Origin of the sequence: Flavobacterium sp. SH_e (genome assembly GCF_025717045.1) — a bacterium.
Taxonomy (GTDB): Bacteria; Bacteroidota; Bacteroidia; order Flavobacteriales; family Flavobacteriaceae; genus Flavobacterium.
Window position 1 is genome coordinate 558169 of the sequence record NZ_JAOVZN010000008.1, and the last position, 24938, is coordinate 583106.

The following is a 24938-nucleotide window of genomic DNA, read 5'->3' on the forward strand; positions in this document are numbered from 1 at the left end:
AAAAATAAAAATACTCACGTAAAAAGATATAACATGGAACATACTGAACCAAATGCATGCATGTCAATCAAAGATTTTGAATCTAATTTAAAACAGGTTCATACCGATAAATATATAGAAACTGCCCAAAATGTTAGACTTTATGTTAAAGATTACGGACAAGGAAAACCTGTAATCCTAATTCACGGCTGGCCACTTTCTAATGAAATGTGGGAATATCAAATAGATCATTTAGTACAAAATAATTATCGCGTAATTGCCTACGATCGTCGCGGATTCGGGAAATCTTCTCAGCCTTGGGACGGTTACGATTATGATACTTTGACAGATGATCTTAAAGAAATTATCGAACAATTGGAATTGGAAGATATAACTCTTGTCGGTTTCTCAATGGGCGGTGGCGAAGTTGTTCGTTATTTCAGCCGTCATGGCGGAAAAAATGTAATTAAAATTGCTTTAATTTCTTCAATTATTCCATTTCTTTTAAAAACTCACGACAACCCAGACGGACATCCAAAAGAAAAAAGCGAAAATACAGCTATGGCAATCAAAGAAGACCGAATTGGTTTTGTAGATAATTTCGGAAAAACGTTTTTTGGTGTAAATATCATAAACAAGCCAATTAGTACGCCTTTATTAGAATATTATAGAAATTTATGTTCAGCGGCCTCTCCAAGGGCCACTTTAAAATGCGCTGAATCTTTCTCTTACACCGATTTTAGAGATGAAATAGATTTTATTAAAGTTCCTGCTCTAATTATTCACGGAGACGACGATAAAATTGTACCGATTGATCTTACTTCAAGAAAAGCAGCAAAATCAATTGCAAATAATACTTACATAGAATATGAAGGCGCTCCACACGGCTTATTTTACACCGATAGAGAAAAGCTAAATGAAGATTTATTGGAATTTTTGAATTCATAAAAATTAAAAGAAGTATCCAAAGAAGCAAGCTGTTGTGGCTAACTGCTTTCTTTGGGTATTTTTTATTCTTGTGCTCTTTTATTTACAGTTTTTTAAAGCTATTTTTGAAAATCAAATTTCAAATAAAATGGCACGAACAGAATCAACAATGCTTCCATTAGGAACAATTGCTCCTGATTTTTATTTAAAAGATACAAATTCAAACAATACTTTTTCTTTTAAGGATTTAAAAGGTTCTAAAGGCACTTTGGTAATGTTTATCTGCAATCATTGTCCATTTGTTCATCATGTTATTAAAGAAATTGTTATGATCGCCAATGATTATCGAGTTCAAGGACTTGGCGTAATTGCTATTTCAAGCAATGATGTTGTAAAATATCCGCAGGATTCTCCCGAATTAATGGCCGATTTTGCTTTAGAAAATAAAATTGATTTTCCTTATCTGTATGATGAAAGTCAAGAAACGGCAAAAGCCTATCAAGCAGCTTGTACGCCAGATTTTTATTTATTTGACAATCAAGACAAATTATTCTACCGCGGACAACTAGACGATTCTAGACCTGGCAACGGAATTCCACTTAGCGGAAGCGATCTTAGAGGCGCTATAGATGCCTTAATTTACAATCGAAGCTTAAAAGATCCACAGAAGCCAAGTTTAGGCTGCGGTATAAAATGGAAGTAATATCTCACTAAATTCAAAAAGATTAACTATCTTTGCAAATCAAATTAATCCTCTTATGGGAAATAAAACACCATTTACAGCTTCTATAAAGTCGTTTTGCTTAGCAAAACCGTTACCTGCTGTAATTATTTCACATAATAAGGCCTTTATTTTTTAGGCCTCCGTCTACTTCACTTTTCTTCTTTTTGACGGAGGATTTACACCAGCTTAAACATTTATTTATTTGACAAAAATCAATTTTTGATCAGATCTTTTTTTGTTTTTCAAATTAAGCATTTCGATTCTGTCTTTTAAAAGTCAGAGAAATTTTTACTTGTAAATTATTCTAAGAAGAAAAAATCGTTTAAAATTTTATAACAATAAATTCAATATAGATATGAAACCGACACCAACTTTCTGTAAATCAGATTATCAATTTTTAAGAGAATTGATTTTAAAAAGTAAAAACTCAACAAATACTAAAGAAGCCAATCAGCTTTCACAAGAATTAGATCGCGCTGTAATTAGTAAAGAAAGCGAACTTGACAGTTCGGTAATCCGAATCAATTCATTTGTAACGATAGAAGATGTAAAGGCAAATAAACAAATGAAAATTCAAATCGTTTTACCTTCTGCAGCAGACGTAAAACAATCTAAGATATCTATTCTAGCACCTTTAAGTGTTGCTATTATTGGTTTTAAAGAAAATGACGAAGTTGATTGGGAATTACCAGCTGGCATCAAAACTTTAAAAGTAATAGCTGTAGATAACTCTGCTGTACATCATTCTTAAGTTTTAAAACACCTCATTTTGTGATGGTGTTTTTTTTATATCTATTTGAAAATAAAAAACCGATTCAATAATTATTGAATCGGTTTTTTATTTTTTTTGAAATGCAAATTACAATTGAGAATCTATAAAATTGGTTATTGATGCCATTTTTATATCATCAAGCTTTGCTTTTTTCTGCATTCTAACCAAAATTGGTTTCCACTCTTCTTTACTAAACTGTTTTGGTTCATACCATTTGTGGCATTTCGCACAATTATTATCATACAATTGTTTACCTTCAGCCAAAGCTGGATCACCAAATATAAGATCCTTCGCAGACACCTCTTTTGATGGCGGAGGTGGCGGTGGCGGAGGTGTTTCTCCTTTTGATTGTTTAGCACCGCAAGCAGCGAGAATCAAGACTGCTCCCGCTAGAATTATAGTTTTTTTAATTACTTATGTTTTTAGTAAATATAAAAAAAATCCCATTCGACGTTCGAATGGGATTCTATTTATAACAATACTAAATTGCTTATAAACTCTTATTTTACGTCCATTAATTCAACGTCGAAAATTAAAACAGCATTTGGCGGAATAACACCACCAGCACCAGATGGTCCGTATCCTAAATCAGATGGAATAACAAAACGAGCTTTGTCTCCAACTTGCAATAAAGCAATACCTTCGTCCCATCCTTCAATAACTTGTCCAATTCCTAATTTGAATTCGATTGGTTTTTTACGTGGGTAAGAAGAATCAAAAACTTTTCCGTTTTCTAAAGAACCTTCGTAGTGAACAGAAACTGTTTTTCCTGCTTCAGCTCTTTTCCCTTCTCCTTTTTGAATCATTTTATAACGTAAACCGCTTTCTGTTTTATCAAAACCAGCAGCTAATTGTTCCATTTTTGCTTCAGATTCTGCTTTTAAAGCTGCTTCTCTTTTTAGACGAGCACCTTTTAAACCAATAAAAGCTTCAATAGCATTCCATTTTTGAGCTTCTTCACCAACTCTAATAATTTCTACAGACTCTAAAGCGTCACCTTGAGCAACAGCATCAACAACGTCTTGTCCTTCAACAACGTTTCCAAAAACAGTATGTTTATTATCTAACCAAGGAGTTGCAACGTGAGTGATGAAAAATTGAGAACCATTACTTCCTGGACCTGAGTTTGCCATAGATAAAACTCCTGGACGATCGTGCTTTAAACTTGGGTGAAATTCATCATCAAATTTGTAACCTGGGTCACCAGTTCCTGTTCCTTTTGGACATCCACCTTGAATCATGAAATCAGAAATTACTCTATGGAAAGTTAATCCATCATAGAATTTTTGTCCTTGAGGTTTTACTTTATTTTCCATATTTCCTTCTGCAAGAGCAACAAAGTTCCCTACAGTTCCTGGTGTCAAATCGTGTGTCAATTTTACTAAAATCGAACCTTTGCTAGTATTAAATTTAGCGTATATTCCGTTTTCCATGTTGTTATTTTTAATTTGAACGCAAATTTACAAATTAATTCTTTAATCAATTTGCGCTTTTGCTTTTTTAGATTTTGATTTATAAGTCAGTCCATAAACTGTTAATGATAAAGCAGATAAAACCATACAGCCAATTGTTACTGCATGCCATCCTCCTAATTTCCATAGTAATAATCCGTATGCAGATCCCGCCGCAGTTCCCAAAAAGGTAAACGACATAAATACAGTATTTAATCTGTTTCTTGCTTCTGGCATTAATGAATACACTCTTGTTTGATTGGAAATATGAACTCCTTGAATTCCGATATCAATAAATACAATTCCGATTGCAATTCCGATTACACTTTCAATTGAAAAATAAAAAATCAAAAAGCTGATTAAAACCAACAAAATACCATAACCAACTGCAATTCTAGAATTTCCTTTATCTCCCAATTTTCCAACCAAAGGCGCAGCCAAAGCTCCAGAAGCTCCAACAATTCCGAACAAACCAATTGTGGCACTATTAAAATTAAAAGGTTCGCCAGAAAGCAATAAAACCATTGTTGTCCAGAAAGCTCCAAATTGGGCAAAACTGAAAACATTAATTGCTGTCGCTTCGCGCAAAACTGGCTGTGTTTTTATTAGGGTAAATAAAGACTTAATCAATTGGCCGTAAGTTCCTTGAAATTGCGGTTTGTTCTGCGGAAATTTACTTTGGATAACAAAAAAGATCAAAAGACAAATCCCGGCAGCGATATAAAACATAGATCTCCAGCCTAGAACCTGACCGATGAATCCGCTTAACGTTCGCGAAAGCAAAATTCCGACTAAAAGTCCGCTCATAATCGTTCCAACAACTTTCCCTCTTTCTTCAGGCGCGCTTAAAGAAGCCGCAAGAGGAAGAATAAGCTGTGGCACAATCGATGTGATTCCAATTAGCAATGAAGCAATTTGTAAAACAAGAAAACTTTTGGCCGTTGCTGCAATTAATAAGGCAATTACAGTAGCGAAAGTGGTCATTAAAATTTGCCTTTTTCGTTCTATTTTATCACCAAGCGGAACCATAAAAAACAGTCCGATCGCATAACCTGCTTGCGTTAAATAGGTTATCGTTCCAGCGCTGGCTTCAGGAATTTTAAATTCGTTGGCAATTAAAACAATCAAAGGCTGGCAGTAATAAAGATTTGCAACTATAAGACCAGTGCAAACTGCCATAAACAGTACATTAGTTTTAGATAAATTCATGCTGCAAAAATACCACTCTAATCTTTAGCAAAACTTTAAAAAAGTATAAATTTTAAGTTTTTTTTTAAACCATACAAGTGATATAAGTTCATTTAAAAATATCTTGACTAAATTTATAGCCAAACTTAAATTTTCTTAAATCACTTATATGGTTATTTTTTTATTAAGCTTTTAGTAATTCAAAAAGTCTTCTCTGGCAGGGCTGAAGACATCTGTCAACATACCTGTTTCTAAACAAACCACACCGTGTATAGCATGTGGTGGAATATAAAAACTATCTCCTTCTTTTAAGGTCTGTGTTACACCGCTGATTGTTACATCAAATTTTCCGCTTGCGATGTACGTAACTTGAGAATGATAATGGTCGTGCAAAGTGCCGATTCCGCCTTTCTCGAAATGTACATTTACCAACATTACTCTTTCATCAAAAGCCAAAATCTTGCGTTTGATTCCTTCGCCGACTACTTCCCACTCTATTTCGTCGCCTTTTATAAATTCTTTGCTTGTTCCCATTTCTTTCTAATTTTTAATTTTTACAAGATCTTTTTTCATTAATGCTAAACCTTCATTAAGATTATTCTCTTTAAAGAATTTTTCAAGTTCCTTTAACCTTTTTACATTATCGTATTTAAATCCTGAATTCAATTTTCTTTGACAAAGAGAACACAATCTGATAGAATGACCATCTGTTTCTATCAAACTATTTGTTCCATTCATAACACAATTAGCTTCAATACAATGATACAAACCAAACATATGTCCTATTTCGTGTGAACAGATTTTCAATAGTCGGTCTAAGCTCAAATTAAAATCTGCTTCTTTTTGCATTCTGTACATCGAACTTACAGCTATTTTATCTCTATAAGATGCTAAACCAAAAACATAATTCCATTCTGGTTTTGGATATAAATCTTTTTCTGTTATTGCCATTAAAGCAACTCCTTTCTCAGGTTTCTCTTCTTTTAGAACATCAGTTAAAATATAACCTGCCAAAAATTGTTCCTGTCCCATATCTCCAATTCTTCTAGCACGGTTCGGAATAATATCGTTTGACACATCATTTAAAACTTTAGTTTCTAACTGAAAAAATATTTGCAAATACTGACGAACTAATTCAATTTGTTTGATCTGCAAAGAATTAAACTTTCCTATTGGTTGTAAATAAATAATATTTTCTTCTTTGGTTGGAACAACATGTCTAATTCGAACAAATTGTTCGAAACTTTGTCCGTTTTCTTTATGAGAAAATAACCAATCCCCATAGGCAGGCTTACCAAGCTTAACATCATTAACTTTAATATCTATAAAATAAGGTTCAGGCGGTAATATTTGCTGTAAAGTTGGCTGCGGCACCGAACTTGCTTTTTCCTTTTTATCAGATTGGCATGAACAAACAATCACAAATACCAATAAAAGAAGTTTCTTCATAAATCAATTTACTAGATTAAATTTTTCGAAATAAAATCACAGCTCGATTTAATTGAGTCAAAAGAATTGGAAGCAAAATTATTTTCCTGCTCTACAAAAAAATGAACCATTCCCGATTGTTTTGCTGCTGCGAATAAAGGTTTAAAATCGATTGTCCCAGAACCTACTTCGGTATTTAAATCATTGTTTGTTTTATCCTTATCTTTTACATGCCACATTTTAAAACGACCAGGATTTTCTTTGAATAATTTTAAAGGATCATTTCCAGAATGAATTACCCAATACAAATCCAACTCAAAGTAAACTAAATCTTTATCGGTTTCATTTAATAAGATTTCATAACCTGTAACATCATCGTATTTTTGAAACTCAAAATCATGATTGTGATAAGCCAGTTTCAAACCTGCTTTTTTACACATTTTTGCAGCTTCATTTACTCGAGCCGCAATCTTTTTATAATCTTCTATATTTCTTCTAAAAGGTTCATCGACCCAAGGAAAAGTTAGAAATTCACTTTTTAGAATTTTCGCAGCTTCAATTGAAGCAATCAATTCCGACGTATTTCCATCATACAAAAAGCTTCCTAAATTGTAATGTCCGCTGACTGCTTTTAAGCCATTATCATCTAAAATCTTTTTTAGTTCTTTTGGCGTTAATCCCCAAAACTGATCTTTTGTCGAAAAACCATATGTTTCGACGTTCGTATAACCTGCTTTAGCAACTTTTTCTAAAGTTCCTTTTACATCTTTCGGAAGTTCTTCGCGAAGCGTATACAGCTGTAAGCCTATTTCTTTTTTATTCATAGAAAATGCAAATGATGGTGAAGCCAAAACAGCTGTTGCAGCAAAACCTGTGGTTACGATAAAATTTCTTCTGCTAATCATTTTATGATATAAATTTCAGAAAGTAAATATATTATAAAAAATTATTCTCAAAGTTTTTTGTAAAATTTTGAAGTGCTTCTGCTGTCCCTGAATCTATAATTTCTCCTTCGATATTCACTTTTCCGCGAACGCCTTGAATTAAAAGCTGTGTCTTATCATCAAAATTAGCTTCAAGTGTTTTCATTACTAATAAAAGCTGTTCATGCCCCATTTCTCCAGAAGCTGAAGCTGTTATTAAACCAGTCTTTTTATTCGAAAAAATAGTAGTTGAAACACACCATTCTAAAGCGTTTTTTAAACTTCCTGGAAGACTAAATACATATTCTGGAGTACAAATAATTACGCCATCAGCGTCTTTTATTTTGTTTCTGAAAGAAGTGATTTCTTTTGGGGGATTTTCAGTATCTAAATCTGGATTAAAATGAGGAAGACTCCCCAAATCTTCAAATATTTCAACTTCAAATTCTGATTGAAAATGTTTTGAAATATAGGTAAGAATCTTAAAATTACTGGAGTTTTTTCTGGTGCTGCCTGTAATGGCAAATATTTTTGTTTTTGTTGAAGACATCAAAATAAGGATAAATAGTATTTTTAAATTGCTACTTAAAAATACTATTTATTTGGAGATAAAAATCTCAACTAAAAAAATAAAGCTGATTTATTTTACTGTCTGATTATTCAAACTTATAACTTTTTTTGAATCAACTTCTTGAGGAGGAAATTTTTGATTCTCATTACGCCATGAAAAAATTTTCCCTTCTTTATTTACATACATATAATTGTATTTCCAATAATACGCTCCTGCAATACCAGAATCATTATCATCCGTAAAAACTTGATCTGCATAAACGAATACTTCATTATCCTGATCATCATGAATTATTCTAACAGGAGCTCCCCAGCTTTTTATAAGTTTTTGTTTGGACTCACCGATCCATTTATCGTGCGCCTTGCTTGCATTGGAGCAAGAGTTCTGCAATATTAATATTGCGATTAAAAGTAAAGTCTTTTTCATAAATTGGTAATTCTTTATGTATTTGGTTTAAGTTGCGGCAAAATTAAGTGAATTAAACCGAAATAACACCCTGTAAATCTTAACATTACATTAATTTTTGTGAAATCATTATATCTGATTAGGAGAAATCATACATATTAAAAAACAATGTGCAGACAAATCTTTAGAAATTGACAAACATTAACTTCGTATCTTTGCCAACAAGAAAACTCATTGAATAGAAATGCGAATTGACATTATTACTCTTTTACCTGAATTATTAAGAAGTCCGTTTGAGGCTTCGATTATGAAACGTGCCATTGACAAAGGTTTGGTCGAAGTACATTTTCACAATCTTCGTGATTACAGCACAAATAGACAGAAAAGTGTAGATGATTATCCATTTGGCGGAGGCGCTGGAATGGTAATGACAATTCAGCCTATTGATGATTGCATCACTCATTTGAAAAGTCAGCGAGAATATGATGAAGTAATTTATATGTCACCTGATGGCGAAACTTTAGACCAAAAAATGGCAAATAAAATGTCAATGTATGAAAACATTATTATTTTATGCGGACATTATAAAGGTGTTGACCAAAGAGTTAGAGATCATTTTATTACGAAAGAAATTTCAATTGGCGATTATGTTTTATCTGGCGGAGAATTGGGCGCAATAGTTTTATCTGATGCCTTAATCCGATTAATTCCTGGTGTTTTAAGTGACGAAACCTCAGCTTTGACAGATAGTTTTCAAGACAATTTACTTTCAGGGCCAATCTATACAAGACCTGCAGATTATAAAGGATGGAAAGTTCCAGAAGTTTTAACTAGCGGACACGCAGCTAAAATAGATAAATGGCGCGAAGATATGGCGTATGAACATACTAAAAATAGACGCCCAGATTTATTGGAAGGACATTAAAATCTAGTTTCAGGTTTAAGGTTATTTTTGTTTCAAGTTAAAACTCTCGATAGCAATAACTTGAAACCTAAAACTTGAAACAAAACAAACTAAAAATAATTTACAATTTATAATTCATAATTTATAATTATTGTTTACATTTGCACCCGAATTTGACCAACCTCTGGCGAAATCCGTGAATGTTGCTCTAATATAAAAACCATAATTTAAATTATCATGGCAGATTTATTAAAATTCGTTCAAGACGAATTCGTTGCTAAAAAAGATTTCCCAGATTTCGGAGCTGGAGACACAATTACTGTTTTCTACGAAATTAAAGAGGGTGAAAAAACAAGAACTCAGTTTTTTAAAGGAGTTGTTATTCAAAGAAGAGGTTCTGGTGTAACAGAAACTTTTACTATTCGTAAAATGTCTGGAGCTATTGGAGTTGAGCGTATCTTCCCAGTAAACTTACCAGCTTTACAAAAAATTGAAATCAACAAGAAAGGTGCTGTACGTAGAGCTAGAATTTTCTACTTCAGACAACTTACTGGTAAAAAAGCTAAGATTAAAGATAAAAGAAGATAATCATTTATCTAAATGTTATAAAAAACTCGTTTCATTCCATTTGAAACGAGTTTTTTTTATGCCTTATTTTTAACCAATAACAAAACCGTAATTTTTTAATACCAAAATCATCGATTTAGCAATATATCGGATATGAAATAACAATCTGTTAATTTCGCCTTTTCTCATGAAAACTCAACCGTTTTCGTTGTGATTTTATTATATTTGCTCCGCTCATTTTGAGCCGAATATATCTTTGCCATCGTTAACTCCTGACGATACGATTATAAAAAAAAAAGAAAATGACAAAATCAAAAATTTTTTACACCTTAACTGATGAGGCGCCTCTATTGGCAACTTACTCTTTGTTACCAATTGTTCAAGCATTTACAGCTACAGCTGGAATTGAAATCGAGACCAGAGATATTTCGCTGGCAGGAAGAATTTTATCAAACTTCCCAGATTCTTTGACTGATGCTCAAAAAACTGGAGATGCGTTGGCAGAATTAGGTCAATTAGCAACTCAGCCAGAAGCAAACATTATCAAATTACCAAACATTTCAGCATCTGTACCGCAATTAAAAGCGGCTATTGCTGAATTACAATCGCACGGATACAACGTACCAAATTTCCCAGAAGATCCACAAAACGACGCTGAAAAGGAAATTAAAGCAAAATATGCTAAAGTTTTAGGTTCTGCTGTAAACCCAGTTTTACGTGAAGGAAACTCTGACCGTAGAGCCCCAAGAGCAGTTAAAAACTTTGCAAAAGCAAACCCTCACTCAATGGGTGCATGGTCTGCTGACTCAAAAACTAAAGTGGCTTCTATGTCAGGTGGTGATTTTTACGGAAGTGAAAAATCATTGACTGTTGCTGAAGCAAATGATGTAAAAATCGAATTTGTTGCTAAAGATGGTTCAACAACTGTTCTTAAAGCAAGCACTCCATTAAAAGCTGGAGAAATCATTGACAGTTCTGTTTTAAGCGTAAGCAAATTAAAAGCTTTTGCTGCTGATGTAATCGCTGAAGCTAAAGCTGCAGGAGTTTTACTTTCTGTGCACTTAAAAGCGACAATGATGAAAGTTTCTGATCCAATTATCTTTGGCGCTATCGTTGAAGTATATTTTGCAGATGTTTTCAAAAAATATGCTTCTTTATTCGCTGAATTAAACGTTGACACAAGAAACGGTTTAGGCGATATCTACGCTAAAATTGCTGGAAGACCTGAGCAAGCAGAAGTTGAAGCTGCTATCGATCAGGCAATCGCAAACGGACCAGCTTTAGCAATGGTTAATTCTGATAAAGGAATTACAAACTTACACGTTCCATCTGACGTAATTGTTGATGCTTCTATGCCAGCAATGATCCGTACTTCTGGACAAATGTGGAATAAAGAAGGAAAAGCACAAGATACATTTGCTGTTATTCCAGATCGTTCTTACGCTGGAGTTTATACTGCAACTATCGATTTCTGTAAAAAACACGGTGCTTTTGATCCTAAAACAATGGGAAGTGTTCCTAACGTTGGATTAATGGCTCAAAAAGCTGAAGAGTACGGTTCTCACGACAAAACTTTCCAAATGAAAGCTGACGGTGTTGTTCGTGTCGTTGATGCAAACGGAAATGTTTTAATGGAACAAAACGTTGAAGCAAACGATATTTTCAGAATGTGTCAAGCAAAAGACGCTCCTATTCAAGACTGGGTTAAACTAGCTGTAAACAGAGCTCGTTTATCTGATACTCCTGCTGTTTTCTGGTTAGACGAAAACAGAGCACACGATAGAGAATTAATCGTAAAAGTTCAAAAATACCTTAAGGACTACGATACTACAAACTTAGATATCAGAATCTTAAACCCTGTTGCCGCTACAGAATTTACTTTAGACAGAATTATCAAAGGTTTAGATACTATTTCTGTAACTGGAAACGTTTTACGTGACTACTTAACAGACTTATTCCCAATCTTAGAATTAGGAACTTCTGCAAAAATGCTTTCTATCGTTCCGTTAATGAATGGTGGTGGATTGTTCGAAACTGGCGCTGGAGGTTCTGCTCCTAAACACGTTGAGCAATTTACAGAAGAAGGATATTTACGCTGGGATTCTTTAGGAGAATTTTTAGCTCTTGGCGCGTCATTAGAGCATTTAGGACAAACTTTAGACAATTCTAAAGCGATCGTTTTATCTGAAACATTAGATCAAGCAAACGATAAATTCTTAGCAAACGATAAATCTCCAGCTCGTAAAGTTGGCCAAATTGACAACCGTGGTTCTCACTTCTATTTAGCCTTCTATTGGGCTCAAGCTTTGGCAGCTCAAACTAAAGATGCTGAATTGAAAGCAATCTTTACTCCAATCGCTGCAGAATTTGAAGCTAACGAAGCTAAAATCGATGCTGAATTAATTGGTGCTCAAGGTAAAGCTCAGAACATTGGAGGTTACTACCAGCCAACACCGGAATTAGTAAGCAAAGCAATGCGTCCAAGCGAGACTTTCAACACTATTGTTGCTAAAATCAAATAATTCAGAATACATTTTGTATTTCTAAATAAACAAAAGGACAACTCGAAAGGTTGTCCTTTTTTTATCTTAACTTATGTTTAACAAAAATTCCGTAAGAATGTTTAGTAAGAATTTGTTAACTATGTAAATCAAAATCAATATAATGATTACAAAAAATACCTGCACATTTTTTCTTTTTATTTTAACGATTTTTACCTCTTTTGCGCAAGACAAATTCACTCTTAGCGGAACTATTACCGACAGCCGAAATAACGAAACTCTAATTGGAGTTACTATTTATATTCCAGCACTAAAAATTGGAACCACAACAAACGAATATGGATTTTACTCACTTTCTGCTCCTAAAGGAGAATACGAAATTGAAATTAGCTATACTGGTTATCAAAACATTCAAAAAACCATTATTTTAAATCAGAATACAAAAAGTAACTTCGCAATCAAAGAAGGCGGTGAAGAACTTCAAGAAGTCATTATTACAGAAAACAAAGGCAAAACAAACATCAAATCGCCAGAAATGAGCGTTAACAAACTCTCTATTTCAACCATAAAAAAAATGCCCGTGGTTTTAGGAGAAGTCGATGTTTTAAAATCGATTTTATTACTTCCAGGCGTTACTAATGCAGGTGAAGGCGCTTCTGGATTTAATGTTCGCGGAGGCGGTGCCGATCAGAATTTGATTCTTTTGGATGAAGCGACGATTTTTAATTCTTCTCACGTTTTTGGTTTCTTTTCTGTTTTTAATCCGGATGCCATTAAAGATTTAAAATTATATAAAGGCGGAATTCCAGCACGTTATGGAGGAAGAGCTTCTTCAGTTTTAGAAATTTATCAAAAAGACGGAAGCAGTAAAGATTTTCATATGAGTGGCGGAATCGGATTAATATCAAGCCGTCTGCTAGCTGAAGGTCCAATTGCAAAAGACAAAGGTTCTTTTTTAATTGGAGGAAGAACCTCTTATGCGCATCTTTTTTTAAAACTCTCCGAAGACAATAAAAATAATTCTGCTTATTTTTATGATTTAAACACCAAATTAAGCTATAAACTAAACGACAATAACAGCCTTTATTTATCAGGTTATTTTGGGCGTGATGTTTTCAGATTAAATAAAAGCTTCACTAATACTTACGGGAATTCTACTTTAAATTTTAGATGGAACCATTTATATTCTAACAAACTATTTTCAAATCTATCCTTAATTTACAGTGATTATTATTATGGCTTAGATCTTGATTTTGTTGGATTCAATTGGGATTCTGGCATTAAAAACTATAATATTAAATACGATTTCAAACATTATCTTTCAGATAAATTGAAACTGAATTATGGGGTAAACGGAATTTATTATCAATTTAATCCTGGAACAATTAAGCCATCTGGCGAAGATTCAGGAATCAATCCAGATCAATTGGATAAAAAATATGCTTTTGAACCTTCTGTTTATTTGGATGCAGAAAGTCAGCTTTCTAAAAAAATTACTGTCGCATACGGCTTGCGTTACAGCTTATTTTATAGATTAGGCGCTTCTACTATTAATTATTATGATAATAATCAAGCAGTAGTTTTTAATAGTGAAATGCAGATTTACGAAAAAGGAACTCCGACTTCAACACAGTATTTTAGTAAAAATAAAGTCATTAAGAATTATGGTAATCTCGAGCCGCGTTTTTCAATTTCTTATCAATTAAATGATGATCAAGCCATAAAAGCCAGCTATAACAGAATGGCACAATATCTTCAATTGATTTCTAATACTTCATCTCCTACTCCGCTAGATGTTTGGATGCCGAGCGACAATTATATCAAACCTCAGCTTGCAGATCAGGGAGCAATTGGATATTTTAGAAATATTTATAACGGCGCTTATTCGCTAGAAGTCGAAACTTATTACAAGAAAATACAAAATAGATTAGATTACATAGACGGAGCCGATTTAATAGCCAATAATGCCATTGAACAAGTCATTTTAAATGGACATATGCGCTCATATGGCTTAGAACTGATGATAAAAAAAAACAAAGGCAAATTCAACGGATGGATTTCATACACGATTTCCAAATCAGAACAGCAGACGCCTGGAAGAACTCCCGAAGAAACAGGAATTAATAATGGGCAATGGTATGCTTCTGCTTACGACAAAATGCATAATCTTGCCATTACATCGGCTTACAACTTAAACGAAAAATGGTCTTTTGGCGCTAACTTTGCTTTGCAGTCAGGGCAGCCGGTTACTTATCCCAATGGTCAATATGAATATTTAGGAATTACAGTGCCAAGCTACGGATTACGAAATGAAGATAGACTTCCTGCTTATCATCATTTGGATATTTCTGCAACTTTAATACCAACAAAAAACAAAGATAGAAATTGGAAAGGCGAATGGGTTTTCAGTATTTACAATGTTTACAATCGAATGAACGCTGCCTCGATTAACTTTCGCCAAAATGTTGACACAGGTGTAAATGAAGCCATTAAAACATCTATTTTCGGAATTGTTCCAGCAGTTAGTTATAATTTTAAATTCTAAAAAATCAATTCAAAAACTAAAAATATAAGTATGAAAAAATTAGTTTTTTTAAGCGTGCTTTTCACTTCTATATTCTTCACAAGTTGCGAAGAAGTTGTTGATGTAGATTTAGATACAGCGGCTCCAAAATTAGTAATTGAAGCTGCTATCAATTGGGAAAAAGGAACAACAGGAAATGACCAAACAATAAGATTGACAACAACGACTGGCTATTTTGAAAACGTAATTCCAACTGTTTCTAATGCAATTATTTATATCGAAAATAGCAAAAAAGAACGATTTAATTTTATCGAAATTAAAAAGACGGGGCAATATGTATGCACTAATTTCAAGCCCGTTATCGACGAACAATATACGTTAACAGTAATTAGTAGAGGAAATAGATATATAGGAACGGAAACTTTAAAATCAGTAGCGTCTATTACCCGAATAGATCAAAATAACGAAGGTGGATTTACTGGGCAAGATATCGAAATAAAAGCGTTTTATAATGATCCTGCAGATGCCGATAATTTTTATCTCTACAAGTATTTATATCCTAATAAAGTCAAATCAATATATTATGTAGATGAGGATAAATTTTTTAATGGCAATGAATTTTTCAGTCTTTCAGATGATGAAGATTTACAAATTGGAAGCGAAATTGAAATAACGCACTACGGAATTTCAAAACAATACTATAATTACATGAGCATTTTAGTTAGTATTGCCGGAAGTAATATTGGAGGGCCGTTTCAATCTCCTCCAGCAACTGTAAAAGGAAACATGGTCAACGTAACTAATAAAGACAACTATCCACTTGGTTATTTTTCCCTAAGTGAAACCAGTACAGAAAAGTACAAAATTCAATAATTTATGCAGCCTCTAATCAAGACCTTAACCGAAAAAAAACTTGTTGGACATTTTATCGAAATGTCTTTTATCGAAAATAAAACTTTTCAATTATGGAGCGGTTTTATGCCAAATCGAAAAGAAATAAAAAATACAATTGGCGCTAATTTATATTCTTTAGAAGTCTATAAAAAAGATCATTTTGATAATTTTGATCCGAATGACCTTTTTCAGAAATGGGCTGCTGTAGAAGTTTCAGATTATTCCACTGTCCCAGAAGGAATGGAAACACTAATTGTTCCAACTGGTTTATATGCTGTTTTTCTTCATTTAGGGCCAGCTTCAGAAGGACATAAAACTTATCATTATATTTTTACAGAATGGCTTCCAAATTCTGATTACACGGTTGATGACAGACCTCATTTTGCCGTAATGAACGAACGATATAAAAAAGACGATCCGACTTCTGAAGAAGAGATCTGGATTCCAATAAAAAACAGAGATTAATTATGTCAATACAAACTTTAAAAATACTTTTCAATAGAGATTTAGACAAGCTGAAATTTGAAATCGAATCGTATGAATTCGAAAAACAAATTTGGGCAATTGACAAAAACATTTCAAATTCAGCAGGAAATCTTTGTCTTCATTTAATTGGAAATCTAAATACCTATATCGGTGCTGAAATTGGCAAAACTGGCTATGTGCGAAATCGTCCTTTAGAATTTTCATTAAAAGACATTCCTAAATCAGAATTAATTCAGAAAATTGAAGACACAATTTCAGTTGTAAACAACGCTCTTGATAATTTAACAGAAACTGATTTAGACGAAATTTATCCACAGATTGTTTTTGAAAAAGAAATGACAACCGGATTTTTCTTAATTCATCTTTCTACTCATCTGGCCTACCATTTAGGACAAATTAACTATCACAGAAGGTTACTTGATTTTTAGTTTTTTTTGCCACAGATTAAAGGATTTAAAATGATTAATCCCATTAATCTGTGAAATCTGTGGCAAAAAAATAGAAATCTAAAATTGTAGCTGTAACTTAGCGCCACATTAAAAAAACTCATATGTCATCACATCATATAGTCCGAGACGATCAAGAACCAGCTTTAATAATTGCCAATGGCGCCGCTTGCGATCCTGAATTATTAGGACAGCTGTTAGAATGGTCTCCATTAGTTGTTGTTTTAGATTCGGCTATCGAAAGAGTGATTGAATTGGGCATAAAAGTCGATGTTCTTTTGGGCGATTTTGATCGCGGATTTGATCCAGAAATTTACAAATCACAATTCCCAATCGAAATCGTTCATACGCCAGATCAGGATAAAACCGATCTAGAAAAAGCCTTCGATTATCTTATAGAAAGAAAAATTCCTGCTGTAAATGTTGTTTGGGCGACTGGAAGACGCGCCGATCATACCATTACGAATTTAACACAAATTGTTCGTTACCGAGATTTGCTCAAAATTGTCATTCTTGATGACCATTCCAAAATATTCCTGTTGCCAACAAAATTCGAAAAATGGTATACGGCAAATACGCCAATTTCGCTTATTCCAATTGGCATTGTAAACGGAATTTCTTCAGCCAATTTAAAATACGAATTAAACAACGATACGCTCACAATGGGTTACAGAACCGGAAGCAGCAATTCGGTTGAAAAAGATGGAATCGTAACCATTACACATCGTGAAGGCGATTTGCTTTTAATGGAATGTTTTGATTAGGAGCTAATTCCTGCTGTCCGCTATATCTTTTCCTGGCTAAAGAAGCCAGAAAAAGGATGCCGCTCCCATCAGGGCTAGGGCACTCATTTTCAAAACAAGCCTTTCTTCAAAAAAGGAATACCTATCTTTGCAATCGAAATCAATGAAAATGAAAGCAGAAAACAATTCACAAAAAGACAATTTACACCCAAGAAATCTTCATAGAAACCGATATGATTTCGAAAAACTGATTTCAAATTGTCCAGAATTAAAAGCTTTTATTTCCATCAATAAACACGGAATTGAAACCATTGATTTCAGTAATCCGCTTGCGGTAAAAACTTTAAACAAGGCTTTACTCCAAACCTATTACAATATTCAAAACTGGGATATTCCTAAAAACTATCTTTGCCCGCCAATTCCAGGACGTGCCGATTATATTCATTACATAGCCGATTTATTGGCCGAAAGCAACAATAATCAAATTCCAGAAACTAGTACAGTTTTAGGATTAGATATCGGAACAGGCTCAAATTTAATCTATCCGATATTAGGGAATTCAATATACAATTGGAGTTTCGTAGGAACAGATATTGACAAAAAATCAATTGAAAATTGTACCAAAATTATTGAAGCCAATCCAGAATTAATCGATTCTATCAGCTTGCAGCAACAAACCGAACCTCGATTTATTTTTAAAAACATTATCACGCCAGAAGATCGTTTTACATTCACGATGTGTAATCCGCCTTTTCATGCATCTGCCGAAGAAGCAAATAAAAGCACTTCTAGAAAAGTTTCCAATCTTAATCCGAAAGAAAAAAGAAATGCAAACCCTATTTTAAACTTTGGCGGACAAAATGCAGAATTATGGTGCAACGGCGGCGAAATCGGATTCATCACACAAATGATTTACGAAAGTGCCAAATACCCTTCGCAGGTTTTATGGTTTACAACTTTGGTTTCTAAAAAAGAAAATCTTGCTTCGATTTATAAAACTTTGAAAAAAGTAAATGCTGTTTCTGTAAAAACAATCGAAATGTCGCAAGGGCAAAAAAATAGTAGAATTGTGGCTTGGAGTTTTTTAAATAGTTCAGAGCAGTACTCTTGGAAATTTTAAGACTTTCAAAACCAATAGTATGGTTATCTTTTGTAACTTCGATAAAATTATGCAATCATGAACACTCTTGAACTTAAAACTATTTTAATTTCTGAAATTGAAAAAATTGATGATGATCAATTTTTATCAGCATTAAAAACAATTTTAGATAGTCGCAAAACCCCTATCAATTATTCTGAAAGATATAATGAAGATTTAAAAGTTGCCGAAGAAGATATTCAAAATGGCAATTATTATTCTCATAATGAAATTAAGGATCAAATTGAACAATGGAAAAAGAAATAATCTGGTCAAAAGCTGCTAAAAATCAGCTTGAAAAAATATACTTCCACATATTTAAAGAATCTAAAAGCAGAAACATTTCAAACAAAGTAATTGAGACTATCTATAGCTCTGTTACAATCTTAAAAACAAATTGGGAAATTTACGAATTGGATGAAATGAAGATTCCAAACGATGTAAATTATCGTGCATATGAAATTTATAGCTATAGAATATCTTATAAAATAACTTCAAAAGAGATTCACATTCTAAGAATTCGACATACAAGTCGTAATCCTAAAAAACTGTAATTATTTACTAAAACATCATAATAATCTGATTTCCAAAACCAAAACCTTGATTTTGCAGTTTACTTTTGCTACATTTATTGTAAACATTTTAAAATCAAGATTATGGCAGAATATATTGGTTATCTCGCATCTGTTTTTATTGTTGGCGGTTTCTTGCTGAAAAACCTCAGAACAATTCGATTTATTAATATGTTTGGCTGTATTTGTTTTGTCATTTATGGCATCTTTTTAAATGATTATCAAGATTTCAATCAATGGCTTTGGCCTGTAATTATTCCGAATGCCATTTTAGCATTTGTACAGATTTATTATTTGACTTTCAAAAACGATAAATCTTAAAATTATGATATTTTAAAATAAAATTCTGATACACTTTTCACCTACTCCAATCGTAACTTTAAGCTGAAAAATTGAATTTTATTACTATGCTGAAACTATATTCCCGCTTAACTATTGTACTTTTTTTAGTGACAAGTTGTGCCTCAAAAAAAGCAAAATTTGAAGATTATGTTTTTAAAACCAAAAGCGAAGAAGTACAATATCAAACTGCTTATGATAAGGCTTTAAGGCTTTGGAATATTCCATATACTGAAGAAGATGTGAAAACAAGTTTTGGAACGGCACATATTGTGATGGCTGGTCCTAAAAACGGAAAAGATTTGGTTCTACTCCACGGAATGGATGCCAGTTCTACCATGTGGTATCCAAACATTAATGTTTTAGCCAAAAATCATCGTATTTACGCGATTGATTTCATTATGGAACCCAACAAATCTAATTTAACTGCAAAACCGCTTTCATCAGACGAAATTGTTGTTTTTTATAATGAAATTTTCGATCATTATAAATTAAAGAAATTTGATATCATTGGCGCTTCACGAGGCGGCTGGATCGCAACATTATTAGCTACTCAAAAACCAAATTCAATTAATAAAATTGTTTTATTAAGTCCAGCGCAGACTTTTAAATTTCTTGACAAACCTAGAAAAACAACTTCGGCATTAATGCTGAAACTTTTTCCAAGTGAAAAGAAATTTAGTAAAACCTTAAACACTTTTTCAACTCATCCAGAAAACATAAGCCGTATTTACAAAAGGCAATTTTATTTGGCCAATAAATATGCTAAATCCAATTCTAGCATGCTTAAAATGATGCCATTTTCAGATAAAGAATTAGAGTCTATTCAAAATCCTGTTTTAGTTTTAATTGGCGATAAAGATGTCATCAATTCAGAAGAAAGTTTAGAACGAGCACAAAAACACCTAAAAAACAGCCAAACAAAAGTTATAAAAGATGCTGGGCATTTTCTAACTATAGATCAGCCAAAAAATGTAAATGATGCAGTTATTAATTTTTTAGAATAAGATTTTACGGCCTCAAATTTTATATATTTTCACAAATTATCTCTGTACTTGAATTGGTTTCAGAAATAAAAATTAGTGCAAAATTAGTACAATTCGGAACAGACTTTAAACCACTAACTTATACAAACTTCGTATCTTTACAAAACCAAATTTTCAGTATACGCAAATGAAATTTCAAGTTTCCTCAGAATATAGTCCAAAAGGAGATCAGCCGCAAGCCATACAAAAATTAGCACAGGGAGTGGTTGATGGAGATAAATATCAAACTTTATTGGGAGTTACAGGCTCGGGAAAAACTTTTACCGTTGCCAATGTAATTCAGGAAGTGCAAAGGCCTACTTTGGTTTTGGCGCACAATAAAACTTTGGCGGCACAATTATATTCAGAATTCAAACAGTTTTTTCCGAACAATGCCGTTGAGTATTTCGTTTCTTATTACGATTATTATCAGCCAGAAGCCTTTATGCCTGTGACTGGAGTTTTCATTGAAAAGGATTTATCTATCAATGAAGAATTAGAGAAAATGCGTTTGAGCACCACTTCTTCTCTTCTTTCTGGCCGTCGTGACGTTTTGGTTGTTGCTTCTGTTTCTTGTTTGTATGGTATTGGAAATCCAGTTGAATTTCAGAAAAACGTAATTGAAATAAAACGAGATCAAGTTATTTCACGAACTAAATTATTACACAGTTTGGTTCAAAGTTTATACGCCAGAACTGAGGCAGATTTTAATCCAGGGACTTTTAGAATTAAAGGAGATACCGTAGAAGTTTATCCGAGTTATGCTGATGATGCTTATCGAATTCACTTTTTTGGAGATGAAATCGAAGAAATCGAATCATTTGATGCGAAAACTTCTCAGGTCATAGAGAAATTCCAAAGACTGACTATTTACCCAGCCAATATGTTTGTGACTTCTCCAGAAGTTTTACAAGGTGCTATTTGGCAGATTCAGCAAGATTTGGTCAAACAGGTTGATTATTTTAAAGAAATAGGAAAACATCTAGAAGCCAAACGTTTAGAAGAAAGAACCAATTTCGATTTAGAAATGATCCGCGAATTAGGATATTGCTCTGGAATTGAAAATTACTCGCGTTACCTTGACGGACGTGAAGCTGGAACAAGACCTTTCTGTCTTTTAGATTATTTTCCAAGCGATTATTTAATGGTTGTTGACGAAAGTCACGTAACCGTTTCACAAGTTCACGCCATGTATGGAGGTGACAGAAGCCGAAAAGAAAACTTGGTAGAATATGGTTTCCGTTTGCCTGCTGCAATGGATAACCGTCCGTTGAAATTTGAAGAATTTGAAGCATTGCAAAATCAAGTAATTTATGTTTCTGCAACTCCTGCCGATTATGAATTGCAAAAATCGGATGGTATTTATGTTGAACAAATTATTCGTCCAACCGGATTATTAGATCCAGAAATCGAAGTTCGTCCAAGTTTAAATCAGATTGATGATTTGATTGAGGAAATTCAAGTCCGCTGCGAATTAGACGAAAGAGTTTTAGTGACAACTTTGACCAAAAGAATGGCAGAAGAATTGGCTAAATATCTAACAAAAGTAAATATTCGATGCCGTTATATACACTCAGAAGTAGATACATTAGAACGTATCGAAATTATGCAGGATTTACGTAAAGGTATTTTTGATGTTTTAATTGGCGTTAACTTACTTCGTGAAGGTTTAGACTTGCCAGAAGTTTCTCTTGTGGCTATTTTAGATGCCGACAAAGAAGGTTTCTTGCGTAATCATAGATCTTTAACACAGACTATTGGGCGTGCGGCAAGAAATTTAAACGGAAAAGCAATTATGTATGCCGATAAAATTACAGCCAGCATGCAGCGAACAATTGACGAAACCAATTACAGAAGAACCAAACAGATTAATTTCAACGTTCAAAATAACGTCGTTCCTCAGGCATTAAACAAAAAAATAGAAAGCGCGTTTACCAAAAATCCATTGGTTGAATATGAATTAGGCCATCCAATCCCTGTTGCTGCAGAACCTGAAACTGCCTATTTATCTAAAACAGAATTAGAAAAAATGATTCGCGAAAAGCGTAAAACGATGGAAAAAGCAGCTAAAGAATTGGATTTCTTGCAAGCAGCGAAACTTCGTGACGAAATTAAAAAACTACAGGAACAGCTTGCTTAATTGTGCTGTTCCTGAAAAATTTCCAGTAATACAATTGGGTCGATTACTGTATTTGGCGCTTTCTTCATCATTTCTAAAACACGTTTTACAGCCGAAAGATTTAATCCCATTTCTAAAGCAATCTGTTGAATTGCCTTGAATTCTCGTTCGTGTAAAACGCCGTCACAATGCATCAATAAAGCAAGTCTATAAAACTGATTTATACGCTGCAATTCTGATTTTATTGGAATTGTTTTCGTTTCTTGATGAAATAAATCTTGAAATTCTTCTTCGTTAATATTCAATTCTAAAGCTACAAGTTTTAAAAAATCAAGCTCACGCTTATGCAAATGTCCATCAACAGTGGCGAACATAATCATTTCTAAAAGTAAACTTCTTTTTTCTGCTTCTGTATTCATCAATTTCTTATTTTTAGCTAAAATATTGCTTTTAAATAAAAATACAAAACACGAATATGAAGAGGATTTTCTTAGCATTTTTACTTCTATTTACATTTATAGGAAAAGCTCAAAGTACGGCTTCAAAAAATATCTCAACTTTTACAATTGAAGCTCCTCAACTCCATACTTCAAAAAAAATCTGGATTTATCTTCCTGAAAATTATTCAAAAGATATAAAGAAAAAATACAGCGTCATTTATATGCACGATGCTCAGAATCTGTTTGATGCGAAAACTTCTTTCTCAGGAGAATGGAATGTCGATGAAAAATTAGACAGTTTAAAAGCTCCTGTAATTGTAGTAGGAATTGAACATGGAAATGAAAAACGCATTGATGAATTAACTCCTTTCAAGAACGAAAAATACGGCGGAGGAAATGCCGACAATTATTTAGAATTCATTGTAAAAACTCTAAAACCATATATTGACAAGAATTATAGAACCAAAACAAAAGCTAAAAACACGATTCTTTTTGGAAGTTCGCTTGGCGGACTGGTTTCATATTATGGCGCCTTAAAATATCCTGATGTTTTTGGCAAAGCAGGCGTTTTTTCACCTTCATTTTGGTATTCCAATGACATTTATACTTTTACCGAAAAACAATCCAAAATCAAGACTAAAATCTATTTTCTGTGTGGCGATAAAGAAAGTGATGACATGGTAAACGATTTAGCAAAAATGAAGCGTTTACTAGATACAAAACGCTGTTATTGTCTTCATCTCGATAAAACTAAAATTGAAAAAGGCGGTGAACATAATGAAAAACTTTGGCGTGATAATTTTGCTCAAGCGTTGATTTGGCTCGGATATTAATTAAAAAACAAAAAATATATTTTTAAAATGAAACTATTTTTAAGAGAATACAACTTAAAACTAAAACACACTTTCACCATTTCAAGAGAATCTATTGATGTTCAGCCTTCATTAATTGTCGAATTGCAAAGCGATGGTTTTTCTGGTTTTGGAGAAGCTACTTCAAATCCGTATTATCATATTACAGTTCCAATGATGATTCAGGATTTGGAGAAAATCAGATTTATAATTGAAAATACCGAAAACGAAACTCCAGAAGAATTTTGGTCAAAAATTCATCCGTATTTAAAAGACGATATGTTTGCTTTATGTGCTCTAGATTTGGCTTATAATGATTTGTATGCTCGTAAAAAAGGCAAAAAATTGTATGAATTATGGAATTACAAAACAGATCATAATCCGCTGACAGATTACACAATCGGAATTGATACGATTGAGAAAATGGTTTTTAAAATGAAAGAATTGCCTTGGCCGATTTATAAAATCAAATTGGGTACAAAAGAAGATATAGCCATTGTAAAAGAGCTTAGAAAACACACCGACGCCATTTTTAGAATTGATGCCAATTGCGGATGGACTGTTGACGAAACCATAAATAATGCGGTTGAATTAAAAAAATTAGGAGTTGAATTTCTAGAACAGCCAATGAAAGCTGATAATTGGGAAGGTCACAAAGAAGTTTTTAAACATTCTGTCCTTCCTGTAATTGCAGACGAAAGCTGTATTATTGAAGAAGATGTAGCAAAATGCCACAATCATTTTCATGGTGTTAATGTAAAACTCGTAAAATGCGGCGGCTTAACTCCTGGAAAACGCATGATTGAAGAAGCTAAAAAATTAGGTTTAAAAACAATGGTTGGATGCATGACCGAATCTACTGTGGGAATTTCTGCTATTGCGCATTTGCTTCCGCAATTGGATTATGTAGATATGGACGGAGCACTTCTTTTAGCAGAAGATATTGCGACTGGAGTAACTATAAAAGACGGTGTTGTAAGTTATTCAGATCTTAACGGAACTGGCGTTACACTTTTATAAA

General features: G+C 33.2%; 28 protein-coding genes. 19 read left to right on the forward strand and 9 right to left on the reverse strand.

From position 1 onward, the window contains the following. Positions 1-33: 33 nt before the first annotated feature. The 3 genes from OD917_RS20525 (at position 34) to OD917_RS20535 (ending at position 2381) form a co-directional block, all read left to right on the forward strand. Positions 34-927, forward strand: a complete 894-nt coding sequence (locus OD917_RS20525; RefSeq protein ID WP_263525262.1) for an alpha/beta fold hydrolase — start codon at positions 34-36, stop codon at positions 925-927. A 127-nt stretch (positions 928-1054) separates the two neighbouring features. Further along, positions 1055-1609 carry a thioredoxin family protein gene (locus tag OD917_RS20530; protein WP_263525263.1) on the forward strand — a complete coding sequence of 185 codons (555 nt, stop codon included), beginning with the start codon at positions 1055-1057 and terminating at the stop codon, positions 1607-1609. 376 nt (positions 1610-1985) lie between these two features. Further along, on the forward strand, positions 1986-2381 hold the full coding sequence (locus OD917_RS20535; protein ID WP_111287617.1) for a GreA/GreB family elongation factor: 396 nt from the start codon (positions 1986-1988) through the stop codon (positions 2379-2381). 108 nt (positions 2382-2489) lie between these two features. Here OD917_RS20535 and OD917_RS20540 read toward each other — a convergent pair whose 3' ends face one another. The 8 genes from OD917_RS20540 to OD917_RS20575 form a co-directional block, all read right to left on the reverse strand. Continuing rightward, positions 2490-2780, reverse strand: coding sequence for a c-type cytochrome (locus tag OD917_RS20540; protein ID WP_263525264.1), 291 nt, complete (start codon positions 2778-2780; stop codon positions 2490-2492). 122 nt (positions 2781-2902) lie between these two features. After that, positions 2903-3835, reverse strand: coding sequence for a peptidylprolyl isomerase (locus tag OD917_RS20545; RefSeq protein ID WP_263525265.1), 933 nt, complete (start codon positions 3833-3835; stop codon positions 2903-2905). A gap of 42 nt (positions 3836-3877) precedes the next feature. Then, positions 3878-5032 carry an MFS transporter gene (locus tag OD917_RS20550; RefSeq protein ID WP_263525266.1) on the reverse strand — a complete coding sequence of 385 codons (1155 nt, stop codon included), beginning with the start codon at positions 5030-5032 and terminating at the stop codon, positions 3878-3880. 201 nt (positions 5033-5233) lie between these two features. Beyond that, positions 5234-5575, reverse strand: a complete 342-nt coding sequence (locus OD917_RS20555; protein ID WP_263525267.1) for a cupin domain-containing protein — start codon at positions 5573-5575, stop codon at positions 5234-5236. A gap of 6 nt (positions 5576-5581) precedes the next feature. Next, positions 5582-6490, reverse strand: coding sequence for a Zn-dependent protease (locus OD917_RS20560; protein WP_263525268.1), 909 nt, complete (start codon positions 6488-6490; stop codon positions 5582-5584). Between the two features lie 11 nt (positions 6491-6501). Further along, positions 6502-7374, reverse strand: a complete 873-nt coding sequence (locus OD917_RS20565; RefSeq protein WP_263525269.1) for a sugar phosphate isomerase/epimerase family protein — start codon at positions 7372-7374, stop codon at positions 6502-6504. Positions 7375-7405: 31 nt separating this feature from the next. Next, complete coding sequence (locus tag OD917_RS20570; RefSeq protein ID WP_263525270.1) at positions 7406-7942, reverse strand: NADPH-dependent FMN reductase; 537 nt, start codon at positions 7940-7942, stop codon at positions 7406-7408. 90 nt (positions 7943-8032) lie between these two features. After that, on the reverse strand, positions 8033-8389 hold the full coding sequence (locus OD917_RS20575; RefSeq protein WP_263525271.1) for a hypothetical protein: 357 nt from the start codon (positions 8387-8389) through the stop codon (positions 8033-8035). A gap of 223 nt (positions 8390-8612) precedes the next feature. Here OD917_RS20575 and trmD point away from each other — a divergent pair, with 223 nt between their 5' ends. The 14 genes from trmD to uvrB all read left to right on the forward strand — a co-directional run bounded on the left by trmD (position 8613) and on the right by uvrB (position 22647). Next, positions 8613-9293 carry a tRNA (guanosine(37)-N1)-methyltransferase TrmD gene (gene trmD, locus OD917_RS20580; RefSeq protein ID WP_248725928.1) on the forward strand — a complete coding sequence of 227 codons (681 nt, stop codon included), beginning with the start codon at positions 8613-8615 and terminating at the stop codon, positions 9291-9293. 216 nt (positions 9294-9509) lie between these two features. Beyond that, positions 9510-9860 carry a 50S ribosomal protein L19 gene (gene rplS / locus OD917_RS20585; protein WP_125721539.1) on the forward strand — a complete coding sequence of 117 codons (351 nt, stop codon included), beginning with the start codon at positions 9510-9512 and terminating at the stop codon, positions 9858-9860. Positions 9861-10141: 281 nt separating this feature from the next. Next, positions 10142-12361, forward strand: a complete 2220-nt coding sequence (locus OD917_RS20590) for an NADP-dependent isocitrate dehydrogenase (protein ID WP_263525272.1) — start codon at positions 10142-10144, stop codon at positions 12359-12361. 142 nt (positions 12362-12503) lie between these two features. After that, on the forward strand, positions 12504-14885 hold the full coding sequence (locus OD917_RS20595; RefSeq protein ID WP_263525273.1) for a TonB-dependent receptor: 2382 nt from the start codon (positions 12504-12506) through the stop codon (positions 14883-14885). Between the two features lie 30 nt (positions 14886-14915). Then, positions 14916-15737 (forward strand): DUF4249 domain-containing protein, encoded by an 822-nt coding sequence (locus tag OD917_RS20600; protein ID WP_263525274.1) that lies wholly within the window; start codon positions 14916-14918, stop codon positions 15735-15737. Positions 15738-15740: 3 nt separating this feature from the next. Continuing rightward, the gene (locus OD917_RS20605) at positions 15741-16223 is read left to right on the forward strand and encodes a GyrI-like domain-containing protein (RefSeq protein ID WP_263525275.1); all 483 of its coding nucleotides are present in this window, start codon (positions 15741-15743) and stop codon (positions 16221-16223) included. Positions 16224-16225: 2 nt separating this feature from the next. After that, on the forward strand, positions 16226-16672 hold the full coding sequence (locus tag OD917_RS20610; RefSeq protein WP_263525276.1) for a DinB family protein: 447 nt from the start codon (positions 16226-16228) through the stop codon (positions 16670-16672). A 122-nt stretch (positions 16673-16794) separates the two neighbouring features. Next, a complete protein-coding gene (locus OD917_RS20615) occupies positions 16795-17454 on the forward strand; it encodes a thiamine diphosphokinase (RefSeq protein WP_263525277.1) in 660 nt (219 codons plus the stop codon). Between the two features lie 148 nt (positions 17455-17602). Beyond that, the gene (gene rlmF, locus OD917_RS20620; RefSeq protein ID WP_263525278.1) at positions 17603-18553 is read left to right on the forward strand and encodes a 23S rRNA (adenine(1618)-N(6))-methyltransferase RlmF; all 951 of its coding nucleotides are present in this window, start codon (positions 17603-17605) and stop codon (positions 18551-18553) included. A gap of 57 nt (positions 18554-18610) precedes the next feature. Continuing rightward, the gene (locus tag OD917_RS20625; RefSeq protein ID WP_066032455.1) at positions 18611-18838 is read left to right on the forward strand and encodes a hypothetical protein; all 228 of its coding nucleotides are present in this window, start codon (positions 18611-18613) and stop codon (positions 18836-18838) included. Further along, positions 18823-19125 (forward strand): type II toxin-antitoxin system RelE/ParE family toxin, encoded by a 303-nt coding sequence (locus OD917_RS20630; RefSeq protein ID WP_066032456.1) that lies wholly within the window; start codon positions 18823-18825, stop codon positions 19123-19125. The genes OD917_RS20625 and OD917_RS20630 overlap by 16 nt, the downstream gene beginning before the upstream one ends. Before the next feature lie 102 nt (positions 19126-19227). Continuing rightward, complete coding sequence (locus OD917_RS20635) at positions 19228-19464, forward strand: uroporphyrinogen decarboxylase (RefSeq protein WP_263525279.1); 237 nt, start codon at positions 19228-19230, stop codon at positions 19462-19464. Positions 19465-19550: 86 nt separating this feature from the next. After that, positions 19551-20489 carry an alpha/beta fold hydrolase gene (locus OD917_RS20640; protein ID WP_263525280.1) on the forward strand — a complete coding sequence of 313 codons (939 nt, stop codon included), beginning with the start codon at positions 19551-19553 and terminating at the stop codon, positions 20487-20489. A 166-nt stretch (positions 20490-20655) separates the two neighbouring features. Continuing rightward, positions 20656-22647 (forward strand): excinuclease ABC subunit UvrB, encoded by a 1992-nt coding sequence (gene uvrB / locus OD917_RS20645; RefSeq protein ID WP_263525281.1) that lies wholly within the window; start codon positions 20656-20658, stop codon positions 22645-22647. Here uvrB and OD917_RS20650 read toward each other — a convergent pair. Next, positions 22644-23045: an excinuclease ABC subunit B gene (locus OD917_RS20650; RefSeq protein WP_263525282.1), complete on the reverse strand. Its 402-nt coding sequence runs from the start codon at positions 23043-23045 to the stop codon at positions 22644-22646. The genes uvrB and OD917_RS20650 overlap by 4 nt on opposite strands. 56 nt (positions 23046-23101) lie before the next feature. On the opposite strand from OD917_RS20650, the gene OD917_RS20655 reads away from it, so the two are divergent. Continuing rightward, positions 23102-23899, forward strand: a complete 798-nt coding sequence (locus OD917_RS20655) for an alpha/beta hydrolase (RefSeq protein WP_263525283.1) — start codon at positions 23102-23104, stop codon at positions 23897-23899. A 27-nt stretch (positions 23900-23926) separates the two neighbouring features. Then, positions 23927-24937, forward strand: coding sequence for a dipeptide epimerase (locus OD917_RS20660; protein ID WP_263525284.1), 1011 nt, complete (start codon positions 23927-23929; stop codon positions 24935-24937). The last annotated feature ends 1 nt before the right edge of the window (position 24938 follow it).

What these genes read in the sequence shown, in the direction of transcription:
- rplS (WP_125721539.1), top strand. Translation starts at nt 9,510, where the DNA reads ATGGCAGATTTATTAAAATTCGTTCAAGACGAATTCGTTGCTAAAAAA.
- OD917_RS20630 (WP_066032456.1), top strand. Translation starts at nt 18,823, where the DNA reads ATGGAAAAAGAAATAATCTGGTCAAAAGCTGCTAAAAATCAGCTTGAA.
- OD917_RS20560 (WP_263525268.1), bottom strand. Translation starts at nt 6,490, where the DNA reads ATGAAGAAACTTCTTTTATTGGTATTTGTGATTGTTTGTTCATGCCAA.
- OD917_RS20545 (WP_263525265.1), bottom strand. Translation starts at nt 3,835, where the DNA reads ATGGAAAACGGAATATACGCTAAATTTAATACTAGCAAAGGTTCGATT.
- rlmF (WP_263525278.1), top strand. Translation starts at nt 17,603, where the DNA reads ATGAAAGCAGAAAACAATTCACAAAAAGACAATTTACACCCAAGAAAT.
- OD917_RS20525 (WP_263525262.1), top strand. Translation starts at nt 34, where the DNA reads ATGGAACATACTGAACCAAATGCATGCATGTCAATCAAAGATTTTGAA.
- OD917_RS20650 (WP_263525282.1), bottom strand. Translation starts at nt 23,045, where the DNA reads ATGAATACAGAAGCAGAAAAAAGAAGTTTACTTTTAGAAATGATTATG.
- OD917_RS20595 (WP_263525273.1), top strand. Translation starts at nt 12,504, where the DNA reads ATGATTACAAAAAATACCTGCACATTTTTTCTTTTTATTTTAACGATT.
- OD917_RS20635 (WP_263525279.1), top strand. Translation starts at nt 19,228, where the DNA reads ATGGCAGAATATATTGGTTATCTCGCATCTGTTTTTATTGTTGGCGGT.
- OD917_RS20530 (WP_263525263.1), top strand. Translation starts at nt 1,055, where the DNA reads ATGGCACGAACAGAATCAACAATGCTTCCATTAGGAACAATTGCTCCT.
- OD917_RS20550 (WP_263525266.1), bottom strand. Translation starts at nt 5,032, where the DNA reads ATGGCAGTTTGCACTGGTCTTATAGTTGCAAATCTTTATTACTGCCAG.
- OD917_RS20535 (WP_111287617.1), top strand. Translation starts at nt 1,986, where the DNA reads ATGAAACCGACACCAACTTTCTGTAAATCAGATTATCAATTTTTAAGA.
- OD917_RS20600 (WP_263525274.1), top strand. Translation starts at nt 14,916, where the DNA reads ATGAAAAAATTAGTTTTTTTAAGCGTGCTTTTCACTTCTATATTCTTC.
- OD917_RS20575 (WP_263525271.1), bottom strand. Translation starts at nt 8,389, where the DNA reads ATGAAAAAGACTTTACTTTTAATCGCAATATTAATATTGCAGAACTCT.
- OD917_RS20610 (WP_263525276.1), top strand. Translation starts at nt 16,226, where the DNA reads ATGTCAATACAAACTTTAAAAATACTTTTCAATAGAGATTTAGACAAG.
- OD917_RS20615 (WP_263525277.1), top strand. Translation starts at nt 16,795, where the DNA reads ATGTCATCACATCATATAGTCCGAGACGATCAAGAACCAGCTTTAATA.
- OD917_RS20640 (WP_263525280.1), top strand. Translation starts at nt 19,551, where the DNA reads ATGCTGAAACTATATTCCCGCTTAACTATTGTACTTTTTTTAGTGACA.
- OD917_RS20605 (WP_263525275.1), top strand. Translation starts at nt 15,741, where the DNA reads ATGCAGCCTCTAATCAAGACCTTAACCGAAAAAAAACTTGTTGGACAT.
- OD917_RS20565 (WP_263525269.1), bottom strand. Translation starts at nt 7,374, where the DNA reads ATGATTAGCAGAAGAAATTTTATCGTAACCACAGGTTTTGCTGCAACA.
- OD917_RS20625 (WP_066032455.1), top strand. Translation starts at nt 18,611, where the DNA reads ATGAACACTCTTGAACTTAAAACTATTTTAATTTCTGAAATTGAAAAA.
- OD917_RS20660 (WP_263525284.1), top strand. Translation starts at nt 23,927, where the DNA reads ATGAAACTATTTTTAAGAGAATACAACTTAAAACTAAAACACACTTTC.
- OD917_RS20655 (WP_263525283.1), top strand. Translation starts at nt 23,102, where the DNA reads ATGAAGAGGATTTTCTTAGCATTTTTACTTCTATTTACATTTATAGGA.
- OD917_RS20555 (WP_263525267.1), bottom strand. Translation starts at nt 5,575, where the DNA reads ATGGGAACAAGCAAAGAATTTATAAAAGGCGACGAAATAGAGTGGGAA.
- OD917_RS20570 (WP_263525270.1), bottom strand. Translation starts at nt 7,942, where the DNA reads ATGTCTTCAACAAAAACAAAAATATTTGCCATTACAGGCAGCACCAGA.
- trmD (WP_248725928.1), top strand. Translation starts at nt 8,613, where the DNA reads ATGCGAATTGACATTATTACTCTTTTACCTGAATTATTAAGAAGTCCG.
- uvrB (WP_263525281.1), top strand. Translation starts at nt 20,656, where the DNA reads ATGAAATTTCAAGTTTCCTCAGAATATAGTCCAAAAGGAGATCAGCCG.
- OD917_RS20590 (WP_263525272.1), top strand. Translation starts at nt 10,142, where the DNA reads ATGACAAAATCAAAAATTTTTTACACCTTAACTGATGAGGCGCCTCTA.